This is a genomic window from Agrobacterium deltaense RV3 (genome assembly GCF_900013505.1).
Taxonomy (GTDB): domain Bacteria; phylum Pseudomonadota; class Alphaproteobacteria; order Rhizobiales; family Rhizobiaceae; genus Agrobacterium; species Agrobacterium leguminum.
In genome coordinates, this window is sequence record NZ_LT009745.1 from 2,503,133 (window position 1) to 2,514,440 (window position 11,308).

Here is an 11,308-nt window from a genome sequence, read left to right on the forward strand (position 1 = left end):
CAGTTGGTTTCAGGCCTCATCTACACCCTTGGGCGGTTGCCTCCGCCACCTCTCTTCGATCATGCGTTCCGCGTTCTTTCTCGCCTTTTCCCTGTCCCGGCGGCTTTCTTCAGTATCGACGGACCGGGCATCGTCCGTACCGGGCTCCGGCTGGGTGTCCTTGTCGGGTAGGCTCATCGCTTCATCTCCGCTTATGGTTGCAGGAATGGCGGATCCGCTATCCGGCAGGTCTTTTAACCGCAGCGTCATGGAGAGGTTCCGATCTTGCTGAGGCATTGAGGGAACAGCGGTGCTGTAAAACTGTTAGGGAGGGATCAAGGAGGATGTCATGAACAAGAACGACAAGCTGAAGCAAATTCACAAGGACAGCGAACCGCAATTTGCGCGCGGTAAGAAAACCTCGAAAAACAACGGCGTGGCGAGCGCGAAGCCAAGGGTTATCACCGGTTCGGACGACGCAACCGCCAACAAACTGCCGCCCGGCGTCAAGAAACCCGAGAAGGACTGGGATTTGAACTATGACGAACGAGATACCAGCGAGGGCAATTTCCAGGGTTAATCCGGTCGCACACCACAACCTTCACCGAGCCAGGTCCTCGATCGCAAGTTCGATGGATTGTGGCTCGGCGCCCTCCTTTGTCTGCACTCTCAAGACGCTGCCGGTGTTCAGCACGCCCTCAAGCACCGTCCGCTCCCCCACGATGATCTTAATCACCTTGGGGGTCGCCGCCTCGATATTGAGGCTGTTGCTGGTTTCGTGATCAACGGTTTGGGCCACGGCGGAGCCTCCGGTTCTTGTAAAGATAGGCGGCCTAACTTCGCTAGGGGAGCCTTGTTCCTTGTCTTCGGTGAAGACCGCTGGCTGCTTCCGCTAATCGCCCGAAGCAATTCTGATATTAGGGTCTCATGAACCGCGGAGCGGATTGCCTGGGAAGCGCCGCAAGGAGGGTCGCTGTATCGCACACCTGCAACTGCGTCGAAAAACGGCCAGACAGCAGCTTCAACGCCGCATCGTGTGTCGCATCCCTTCCGCTACAAAGCGCGTCTTCGACCAGAATGACGTAAAAACCCTGGTCTATCGCTCCCAGAACGGTGGCGAGAACGCAGACATCTGTTTCACCGCCGGTAATCACCAATGTTGAAACCCGTTCCTCCCGCAGGAGGTCGCCAAGGCCTCCATGCTGCCAGGGGGAGTACACGCTTTTACGAAAGATGCGGGCGGGCGGTATGTAGCGCGACAGCGCTGGTATAACACCGATCAGTTCCGGGACCAGCGACTGCTGCGTCATCATCGGCCATTTTTCATAATAGGCCCGCCATGCACCAACGGCCTGCTCGACAGATTTCGGCGGCACAAAACAGGTGAAGATGCATCGGGCGGGATCGCCTTGAACCACAGCCTCCACCTCCTCGCTGATGCGGTCCATCCATTCGACATGCCATGGCGTATCCTCGGCGAAAACGCGTTGCATGTCGACGCACAGGTGCCGCCAGTCTCCCTCGGCAGAAAACTCGATCAATTCCTCCTCCCTATCCGCCGGTCTCGCTGTGAGGAGCGGCAACGGGTTTCGATTCCGGCGACCCGCGGAAGCGCAGGAAGATGGAGAGAATGACGAGAACCGCGGTCGAAAGAAACTCCGATTGCCAGTTCTGAAAAGATTCAAACCAGAATTCCACACTTCCCAGATGCGCAAATAGCGTTGTCTCGGGCTCACCGTGCATGGCGGCTTCCACTGCCCCTGCGTCAGCGCTGTATTTCAGATGGAGAACAAAACTGACGATGAAAAGGAAGAACAGCGCCAATCCCAGAGAATAGGAATAGAGGGTGCGGATAAATCCCCCTGCTTTCACCGGCCAGGGCGCCTCGGGATCATCTGCTTTTTGTGCGGGATCTTCGTCCTGCGATGCAGCTTTATCGGGGTCTTTGGATTCCGACGAGCCTCTCTGAAAAAGAAACGCGGTCAGCATCACATAAGCCGACATCTGGAGAAATTCGCTCTCCCAGTTTTCGAACAGGGCGGAAAGAAAATGGCCGCTCTTTGCGTAGGAAAGAAGCGTCAGGGGCGTCGCCTGATGCTGCGCAAGCTCCTCGTTGTAAACGACCCAGCCGGTCGCAAGCATGCCACCGATCGTCAAAAGGGAAGTCAGGACAAGGACAATCGTCAATCCATTGTCGCGAAACAGCCTCATGGTTCAGCCTCGCATGAAAGAGACAACTGTAAAATTGGACGCGCCGCCGGTATCGGCGGCACGTCCGCGTGACGGCTCATGCCGCCTTGGATTTAGCCTTCACGTTGGCGCGTGCCTGGGCAAGCGAAGAGAGAGCCGTATCCGTTGCGCTTTCCTCGCCCAGCGTCTGCTCGAACAGTTTGGCCGCTTCCTTCATGCCGAGTTCGACCGCCCATGTCTTCAAGGTGCCATAACGGGTGATCTCGTAGTGCTCCACGGCCTGCGCCGAAGAAATCAGTCCGGCATCGAGCGCGGGAGAGCCCTTGAACTCCTCCATGATTTCCTCGCCTTCCGAGATAATGCCCTGGATCGCTTCGCAGGTCTTGCCGCGTGCCGGCTTGCCGAGCAACTCGAAGACATTCTGCAATCGCTCCACGTGGACCTCGGTCTCGTCCCTGTGCTTTTCGAATGCCGCCTTTAAATCCGCTGACTGCGCAGCCCGCGCCATTTTCGGAAGCGCCTTGAGAATCTGGCGTTCCGCGAAATAAATATCCTTCACCGTATCGAGGAAAAGGTCTTCCAATGTCTTCTCAGCCATTTTTAGTCTCCTGTTGCTTGGTGGTGAGTGAGAGTGGGTGTTTCATTGCTTATCGACCGGCACGGAGGCCTTGCCGAGTTTGAGCGACGGTTCGCGCGCCCAGACTCGAAGTTTGCCGAGCTCTGATACGAAGGCAGCCAGTCCTCCTTCACCCGGCAATGGCAGCATGCCTTCATCCATGACATCGGCAATTCCCGCTTTTTCCAGTAACGGCAGCGCCGACTGGTCGTAGCCAATGAATTTGCAGTGCTGGAACGCATCGGCGACGAAATCCCGCGCAGTTGCCTCCTTGATCAGCTCATCGATGGCCGCCGCCGATGTCAGCAGCGCCACCGCATCGAAAAGCACCGAAGGCCCGCCATCAATCATGTGATGTGCCTCGACGAAGGTGCCGTCCGACGCCGTTACCCCGCCGACCTTGGGCGCGATAAGCTCGAAGACAGCTTTTTCTGCCTCGACCGCTTTGGTCAGTCCCTTCAGCAGCTTGGCGTCTACGCCGTCGGTAATGAGAATGCCGAGCTTGCGACCCTCGAACCGTTTGGGACCCCGCTGAACGATACTGAGCGCCGGCGACGGCTCCAGATCCTGACGGGTTGGCATGGCGGCATCCGCCGGTTTCGGCAGGGCTTGCAGGCCGAGCTTCTGCGCCACCGTCGCGGCAAGCGTTTCGTCGATATTGAGAAGATGTGCGACCATCCTCTCACGAATGACGGGAGTTTCCACCTTGCTGAGTTCGAAGGTGAGCGCCGATGCGATATGACGTTGTTCAGGTGGCGTCTGGCTGATGTAGAACTGGCGCGCCTGACTATAGTGGTCGGCGAAACTTTCCGGCCGCAACCTTGCCTTGGCGCCCTGCTCCTCGGCAGGGAAATGCCGGAATCCACGCGACGGCGATTCCCTTGGCCCTTCCCCGAAGGAATTGGGCTGATAATTCGCCCGTCCGGTCGGATTGCGCATCGCCATATGGCCATCCTGCTGGAAATGCGCGAAAGGACACTTGGGCGCATTGATGGGCAAATGCGTGAAGTTCGGCCCGCCGAGACGCTTGAGCTGCGTATCGAGATAGGAAAAATTCCTGCCCTGCAGCAGCGGATCATTACTGAAATCGATGCCCGGCGGCACGTTCTGCGTCATGAACGCCACCTGTTCGGTCTCGGCAAAGAAATTGTCCGGCATCCGGTCGAGCACGAGCCGGCCGACCGGTTTCGGCGCCAATATCTCCTCGGGAATGATCTTGGTGGGGTCGAGAACGTCGAAATCGAAGCTGTCGGCGAAATCCTGATCAAAAAGCTGAACCTGCAACTCCCATTCCGGAAAATTGCCGGACTGGATCGCCGTCCAAAGATCGCGCCGGTGAAAATCGGGATCGGCGCCGTTGATCTTGACCGCCTCGTTCCACGCCACCGACTGCAATCCGAGCTTCGGCTTCCAGTGAAACTTCACGAAGGTCGATTGCTCCTTCGCGTTGATGAAGCGGAAGGTGTGCACCCCGAAACCTTCCATGAACCGGAAGGAGCGCGGAATGGTCCGATCCGACATGATCCACATGACCATGTTCATGCTTTCAGGCGTGAGACTGATGAAATCCCAGAAGGTGTCATGCGCGGTTTGCGCCTGCGGAAAGGCGCGATCAGGCTCCTGCTTGGCGGCATGGATGAGATCCGGAAACTTGATCGCATCCTGAATGAAGAAGACGGGAATGTTGTTGCCGACAAGGTCCCAGTTTCCCTCCCTGGTGTAGAGCTTCACGGCAAAACCACGCACATCCCGCGCAAGGTCGGCCGACCCCTTGTTGCCGGCGACGGTCGAGAACCGCACGAAGGCCGGGGTCTTTTCACCCGCCCGCTGGAAGAGATCGGCCTTGGTATGGGCGGCAAGGGAGTCGTAAGTCTCGAAATATCCGTGTGCGCCGTAACCGCGGGCGTGAACAACGCGCTCGGGAATTCTCTCATGATCGAAATGGAAGATCTTCTCGCGAAAATGGAAATCATCCACGACAAGCGGCCCGCGAGAACCGACCCGAAGGGAATTCTGGTCGTCTGCAACCGGCCCGCCCTGCGCGGTCGTTAGCACGGGCTCGTCGCCGGTCGCGGTCTGGTGCAGTTCTCCGCCATCCCCCCGAACAAGCTTCTGGTCGTGAATGGTGGCGGTGGCGGATGATGCGGTGGAATCTGGTTTTCTGGCCATGTCAGCTCCTGCAAGGCGTTGACCGGAGGCGATGGCAAAACCATGCCCCCGGCTGACGGGTGAGTTCGTCAAATTGCGGAGCGGCGGTACCGGTTACGCTCCTGCTCAACATCTTCCGGCGCAAAGGGTCTCGACGCCTCGTCGAAGCCGGTCCAGCCTTGTTCGCGATAGGCCGCGCGGCGTTCCGCAGGGTCGACCCAGCCCTGCCGCTTGAGCACGGCCTCGGCCTCCGGCACCAGATTATCTTCGACGCGGGCAGTGACCAGCGTACCGCCCCTTCGAACCCCTTCGGCGTAAAGATTGGCATCCTCTTCGGAAACGCCCGAACGAGTCATGGCTCCGATAAGCCCGCCGGCCGCACCGCCGGCAACGGCGCCGCCCGCTGCACCGACCGCTGTTGCGGCAAGCCAGCCTGCTGCAACCACCGGCCCCACACCCGGGATCGCCATCAATCCAAGCCCCGTCAGCAGACCGCCCGCGCCACCGACAAGCGCACCGATGCCGGCACCTGTGCCTGCGCCCTCCGCTGCGTTGGAATCGGAATCCTCTCCATGCCGCCTGTCGGCGTTGCTGCCGACGATGCTGATCTCGCTTGACGGCACGCCCGCTCTTTCCAGTTCGGAAACGGCGGCACTTGCATCGTCATAGTCGTCGAAAAGTCCGGTTACGGTTCTCATGTCACTTCTCCCAAAATCCTGCGCGCCTCACTTGGCGACGACGTTGCCCTGATAATCGAGCGCTATGGCCACGGTCTTGCCGCCTTTCATGCCCGATGCCATCCACACACCCTTGTCGTCTTTCGTCAGGTCCTTGACCTGCGTGTACCCGGCCTCTTCCATCCTCTGTTTGGCCTGCGCTTCAGTGAAGCTATTGGCGCCCTCCACCGGAGCCGTCGGATTATTGGCGCCCGGTGTCGCGACAGCCGGCGTATCGCCACCCGGATTGGCGGTTGGCGTCTGCTGGGCGAAAGCCGACAGCGCACCGCCGCCTAAGAGCAACACAACGAAAACAGTTTTCTTCATGTGGATTTTTCCTCCGCTAGGATCATGGATTGCGAGCCTCCCTTTCGGGAGTTTCCTCCGAGAGACGGGAAACCCATCTCGGGCCGGCATGAACGCCTCTCGAACAAATCGACATGCAGAGAGTTCCGAAAATAATTATCGGCAGGGGAGAATGCCGCCTCACATGATGATCGCCTTACCCGCTACGCCGGACGGGGTATGGTGAGGAGTAGCAGCCGTTTTATACGACGTCCTTGGCGGAAAAGCCGGCAGGGCCGCCCTGATTACCTCAGTCCTTGTCGCCCGGATATTGACTGTTCTTAAGGAGCAGAGCCAGGTGCACCGTGTTGCGCACAAGCATGCTGACCATGGTGTTAACGGCGTCCGGCGTTTCATCGAAATCGACGAAATTCTTCGAACCCATTGCTTCTCCCACCCAGTAGGCAACCGCATTTGCGGGAATAGTGAAGCCGACATCATTCAGGGCCTGGAAAAGTTCCGCCGAAACATGGTGAGCACCGTCTTCATTTCCGACGACCGCCACCGCGGCGACTTTCCCATAGGAAACCATACGCCCCTGCTCGTCGGTCTCGTCCAGAAATGCATCCATGCGCTCCAGCGCTCTTTTGCACACGCTCGAGGGCTGTCCGAGCCATATCGGCGTTCCAAACAGAAGAATATCGGCTGCAACGATCTTTTCACGGATGGCCGGCCAGGCGTCCCCCTCGCCTTCATCGGACGTAACGCCAGGCTTGATGTCATGATCGGCAAGCCTGATCGTCTCGGTTTGCACATCATGATTGCCGAGCTCCCGAAGGATCAATGTCAGCAGTTTTTCGGTCGACGACGGCTCTGCCGAGGTGGAAGACTTGAGTGTCGCATTCAATGCTAAGACCTTGAGAGACATAATAGCTCCTTCTGTCAGCGGGCTTTGCCGCATGTTGGTGTAAGTGACTATGTCCCGGCGACAGGAAACGGCCACGGCCGCCGCCAGCTGGCAAACCGTCTGACCTAACGCCGGGAAAGCAGTCGCGCCATGGCGTGATGCGGAGGTGGCTTTTCGCCTTCAGGTCCGTTTTCCTTTTCCAGCCGGGCGCGAATCTCCTCGATTTCTTCTTCCGTGAGATGCTCGATCCCGATAAAATCTGCGCGTGCCTGCTCCACGGCTCTCAGGAGTTCGTCCAGCTTTGCTTCCATCGCTGCAGAATCCCGGTTCTGCGAATTCTGCACGAGGAAAATCATGAGGAAGGTGACAATGGTGGTGCCCGTGTTGATGACAAGTTGCCAGACCTCCGAAAAGCCAAACAGCGGCCCGCTTACTCCCCAGACGATGATCGTGCCAAGCGCCACGACAAACGCTGTGGGCGAGCCTGAAAAGGACGCGGTACGGCTGGCAAAAAGGGTGAAGAACTTGTTCATAGCGTGCTGCACCTTACCGCTGACGCCGATTCCGACGCAAAAAACGCACCTGTCATATTGTCTAAGAGCGTCGGCTCGACAACGTGCGCTACATTTAGGTTGGCACGAACAAAGGAAAAAGCAGATGGTTCCGAGGTTAGAGACCAGACGGAAATGAGCAGCCTCCAACTTCGCTTATCCATTAGGACAAAGCGGGACTAAGTTCGCTTAACGCTTGTCGTTATTTCATAAGTCCAGAAACACAAAAAACCCCGTCGCGGGTGCAACGGGGTTTTGTTTTGATATTGGTTGCGGGGGCAGGATTTGAACCTGCGGCCTTCAGGTTATGAGCCTGACGAGCTACCGGGCTGCTCCACCCCGCGTTGACTTGGTTTTATTATAGCATAAAGGCCGCATTTGCGGCCTTTTGATTTGGGCATTTTTTGCCCTTTAGTGATTGAGAAGATTTTGAGTTGCGTTTTGCAGACCTGGCAGCGACCTACTCTCCCGCGTCTTGAGACGAAGTACCATTGGCGCTGGGGCGTTTCACGGCCGTGTTCGGAATGGGAACGGGTGCAGCCGCCCCGCGATAACCACCAGGTCGGCAAAACGCAACATATGATCCATGCGTTTCGCATGGATCATATGATTGCTTGTTGATTGGTGTACCTTATCCTGTTCGCTTTCGCTCACAGGGGACACCAATTGGCCATACGGTCACCTCGCATATGAGGCAACGTCTGATCCAAGCGATCACAGACCATGTTTTCACATGGAAACTGTTGTTTTCGAGAAGCTGGGAAGCTTGCGCTTCGTTTTAATTTACACGTCTTTCTGTGACCGATCCGCATTCCACCTTTGCTCGAGACCGAGCGAGGCAGCCATACAGGACGCTAGTCCGTCGCGCCTTATGGCGCGCGCCGTCCGCAGGGCCTTTGGCCCGTGAGGACAGAAGATGATGTCATCGAACTTTGTTCGATGAACATATTCAATGGGAACGAAGAAGTCGATCGAGCTATTAGTAACGGTAAGCTTCACACATTGCTGTGCTTCCACACCCGTCCTATCAACGTGGTCGTCTTCCACGGCTCTGATAGGGAACACTCGTTTTCAGGTTGGTTTCCCGCTTAGATGCCTTCAGCGGTTATCCATTCCGTATATAGCTACTCTGCTATGCCCTTGGCAGGACAACAGATCCACCAGAGATACGTCCATCCCGGTCCTCTCGTACTAGGGACAGATCCTGTCAATATTCCTACACCCACGGCAGATAGGGACCGAACTGTCTCACGACGTTCTGAACCCAACTCACGTACCGCTTTAAATGGCGAACAGCCATACCCTTGGGACCTGCTCCAGCCCCAGGATGCGATGAGTCGACATCGAGGTGCCAAACAACCCCGTCGATATGGACTCTTGGGGGTCATCAGCCTGTTATCCCCGGCGTACCTTTTATCCGTTGAGCGATGGCCCTTCCACACGGGACCACCGGATCACTATGACCGACTTTCGTCTCTGCTCGACTTGTCAGTCTCGCAGTCAGGCTAGCTTATGCCATTGCACTCGACGACCGATTTCCGACCGGTCTGAGCTAACCATCGCGCGCCTCCGTTACTCTTTCGGAGGCGACCGCCCCAGTCAAACTACCCACCATACACTGTCCCGGATCCGGATAACGGACCGCGGTTAGACATCCACGAAGATAAGGGTGGTATTTCAAGGATGGCTCCACAGAAACTGGCGTCCCTGCTTCAAAGCCTACCACCTATCCTACACATGCCTTGGCGAATGCCAGTGTAAAGCTATAGTAAAGGTGCACGGGGTCTTTCCGTCTGACCGCAGGAACCCCGCATCTTCACGGGGAATTCAATTTCACTGAGTCTATGTTGGAGACAGCGGGGAAGTCGTTACGCCATTCGTGCAGGTCGGAACTTACCCGACAAGGAATTTCGCTACCTTAGGACCGTTATAGTTACGGCCGCCGTTTACTGGGGCTTCAGTTCAGAGCTTGCCACCCCTCCCTTTAACCTTCCAGCACCGGGCAGGCGTCAGACCCTATACGTCGTATTGCTACTTCGCAGAGCCCTGTGTTTTTGATAAACAGTCGCTACCCCCTGGTCTGTGCCACCCCATCATACTTGCGTACAAAAGGGTCACGCTTCTTCCGAAGTTACGCGTGCAATTTGCCGAGTTCCTTCAACATAGTTCTCTCAAGCGCCTTGGTATACTCTACCTGACCACCTGTGTCGGTTTCGGGTACGGTCTATACGGTGGAGCTATTTCCTGGAACCTCTTCGCCGCCCAACCAATCCAGTAAGGTTGAACAACACACGAGATCCGTCACTACCACCAGGCCCACGAATATTAACGTGGTTCCCATCGACTACGCGTGTCCGCCTCGTCTTAGGGGCCGGCTAACCCTGCTCAGATTAACTTTAAGCAGGAACCCTTGGTCTTTCGGCGAGGGAGTCTCTCACTCCCTTTATCGTTACTCATGTCAACATTCGCACTTCCGATATCTCCAGCAGCCCTCACGGGTCCGCCTTCACAGACTTACGGAACGCTCCGCTACCACTTGCGATTACTCGCAAATCCTCAGCTTCGGTGCATGGCTTTAGCCCCGTTACATTTTCGGCGCAAAGACCCTTATTTAGACCAGTGAGCTGTTACGCTTTCTTTAAATGATGGCTGCTTCTAAGCCAACATCCTGGTTGTTTTGGGATCCTCACATCCTTTCCCACTTAGCCATGACTTGGGGACCTTAGCTGGAGGTCAGGGTTGTTGCCCTTTTCACGACGGACGTTAGCACCCGCCGTGTGTCTGCCGACTAGTACTCCTCGGTATTCGGAGTTTGGTTAGGATCAGTAAGACGGTGAGTCCCCATAGCCCATCCAGTGCTCTACCCCCGAGGGTATTCGGTCGACGCTCTACCTAAATAGATTTCGCGGAGAACCAGCTATTTCCGAGTTTGATTGGCCTTTCACCCCAGCCACAAGTCATCCCGAACTATTGCAACAGTTATGGGTTCGGCCCTCCAGTTGGTGTTACCCAACCTTCAAGCCTGCTCATGGCTAGATCACTCGGTTTCGGGTCTAATGCAACTAACTCAATCGCCCTATTCAGACTCGCTTTCGCTGCGCCTACACCTACCGGCTTAAGCTTGCTAGTTACACTAAGTCGTTGACCCATTATACAAAAGGTACGCCGTCACCCTTGCGGGCTCCGACTGTTTGTAGGCATCCGGTTTCAGGTTCTATTTCACTCCCCTCGTCGGGGTGCTTTTCACCTTTCCCTCACGGTACTTGTTCGCTATCGGTCATGCACGAGTACTTAGGCTTGGAGAGTGGTCTCCCCATGTTCAGACAGGATTTCACGTGTCCCGCCCTACTCAAGGACAATGACTGTTCTACGCGTAAGGGGCTATCACCCTCTATGGCCGACCTTTCCAGATCGTTCCGCTTTATTCATCATTGCCACTGGCCTGGTCCGCGTTCGCTCGCCACTACTTGCGGAGTCTCGGTTGATGTCCTTTCCTGCAGGTACTTAGATGTTTCAGTTCCCTGCGTTCGCTTCTTACACCCTATGTATTCAGGTGCAGATACCTCATTGCGATATCTAGAAACCTCTTTCGCTGAACCCTCGAACCCGGACATACCGGGTTTTGTTCTGTCCTCACGGCCGAAGGCCTGCGGACGGCGCGCCGAACGATCGGCGACGACCTAGCGGTCTGTATGGGAAGCCCATCAGACCGTTCAAAACAATCAAGGTGTTTAGCAAAACAGATTTTCTAGATATCTGAGGTGGGTTGCCCCATTCGGAGATCCATGGATCAAAGCTTATTCGCAGCTCCCCACGGCTTTTCGCAGCGTATCACGTCCTTCTTCGCCTGTGCATGCCAAGGCATCCACCAAATGCCCTTAATTCACTTCTTCGTTCTCATTGTCTATGCTCATCC

The 11,308-nt window shown here is 56.4% G+C and carries 11 protein-coding genes, 1 tRNA gene and 2 rRNA genes; 1 reads left to right on the forward strand and 13 read right to left on the reverse strand.

Annotation, left to right across the window (positions count from 1 at the left end):
• Window positions 1-9 precede the first annotated feature (9 nt).
• Entirely contained in the window at window positions 10-249 is a 240-nt protein-coding gene (locus AGR7B_RS25900) for a hypothetical protein (protein ID WP_158080259.1), read from the reverse strand.
• Between the two features lie 79 nt (window positions 250-328).
• Here AGR7B_RS25900 and AGR7B_RS12680 point away from each other — a divergent pair, with 79 nt between their 5' ends.
• On the forward strand, window positions 329-559 hold the full coding sequence (locus tag AGR7B_RS12680) for a hypothetical protein (RefSeq protein ID WP_078051585.1): 231 nt from the start codon (window positions 329-331) through the stop codon (window positions 557-559).
• 21 nt (window positions 560-580) lie between these two features.
• On the opposite strand, the gene AGR7B_RS12685 is transcribed toward AGR7B_RS12680, so the two are convergent.
• The 12 genes from AGR7B_RS12685 to AGR7B_RS12740 all read right to left on the reverse strand — a co-directional run bounded on the left by AGR7B_RS12685 (window position 581) and on the right by AGR7B_RS12740 (window position 11,285).
• A complete protein-coding gene (locus tag AGR7B_RS12685; RefSeq protein ID WP_078051584.1) occupies window positions 581-778 on the reverse strand; it encodes a hypothetical protein in 198 nt (65 codons plus the stop codon).
• Between the two features lie 118 nt (window positions 779-896).
• Entirely contained in the window at window positions 897-1,520 is a 624-nt protein-coding gene (locus AGR7B_RS12690) for a cysteine hydrolase family protein (RefSeq protein ID WP_162934128.1), read from the reverse strand.
• A 10-nt stretch (window positions 1,521-1,530) separates the two neighbouring features.
• Window positions 1,531-2,190 carry a DUF6766 family protein gene (locus tag AGR7B_RS12695; RefSeq protein WP_065656240.1) on the reverse strand — a complete coding sequence of 220 codons (660 nt, stop codon included), beginning with the start codon at window positions 2,188-2,190 and terminating at the stop codon, window positions 1,531-1,533.
• A gap of 76 nt (window positions 2,191-2,266) precedes the next feature.
• Window positions 2,267-2,767 (reverse strand): YciE/YciF ferroxidase family protein, encoded by a 501-nt coding sequence (locus AGR7B_RS12700; protein WP_003520646.1) that lies wholly within the window; start codon window positions 2,765-2,767, stop codon window positions 2,267-2,269.
• Window positions 2,768-2,809: 42 nt separating this feature from the next.
• A complete protein-coding gene (katE, locus tag AGR7B_RS12705) occupies window positions 2,810-4,954 on the reverse strand; it encodes a catalase (RefSeq protein WP_080856783.1) in 2,145 nt (714 codons plus the stop codon).
• Window positions 4,955-5,022: 68 nt separating this feature from the next.
• The gene (locus AGR7B_RS12710; RefSeq protein ID WP_080856784.1) at window positions 5,023-5,631 is read right to left on the reverse strand and encodes a general stress protein; all 609 of its coding nucleotides are present in this window, start codon (window positions 5,629-5,631) and stop codon (window positions 5,023-5,025) included.
• A gap of 27 nt (window positions 5,632-5,658) precedes the next feature.
• On the reverse strand, window positions 5,659-5,976 hold the full coding sequence (locus AGR7B_RS12715; RefSeq protein WP_078051582.1) for a PepSY domain-containing protein: 318 nt from the start codon (window positions 5,974-5,976) through the stop codon (window positions 5,659-5,661).
• Between the two features lie 268 nt (window positions 5,977-6,244).
• Window positions 6,245-6,862 (reverse strand): flavodoxin family protein, encoded by a 618-nt coding sequence (locus tag AGR7B_RS12720; RefSeq protein WP_080856785.1) that lies wholly within the window; start codon window positions 6,860-6,862, stop codon window positions 6,245-6,247.
• Window positions 6,863-6,966: 104 nt separating this feature from the next.
• Window positions 6,967-7,374 (reverse strand): low affinity iron permease family protein, encoded by a 408-nt coding sequence (locus AGR7B_RS12725; RefSeq protein WP_078051580.1) that lies wholly within the window; start codon window positions 7,372-7,374, stop codon window positions 6,967-6,969.
• A gap of 285 nt (window positions 7,375-7,659) precedes the next feature.
• Window positions 7,660-7,736 (reverse strand) — tRNA-Met (locus AGR7B_RS12730).
• A gap of 103 nt (window positions 7,737-7,839) precedes the next feature.
• Window positions 7,840-7,954: ribosomal RNA gene (gene rrf, locus AGR7B_RS12735) — 5S ribosomal RNA — on the reverse strand.
• Window positions 7,955-8,350: 396 nt separating this feature from the next.
• Window positions 8,351-11,285 (reverse strand): 23S ribosomal RNA (locus AGR7B_RS12740).
• Window positions 11,286-11,308: the final 23 nt, after the last annotated feature.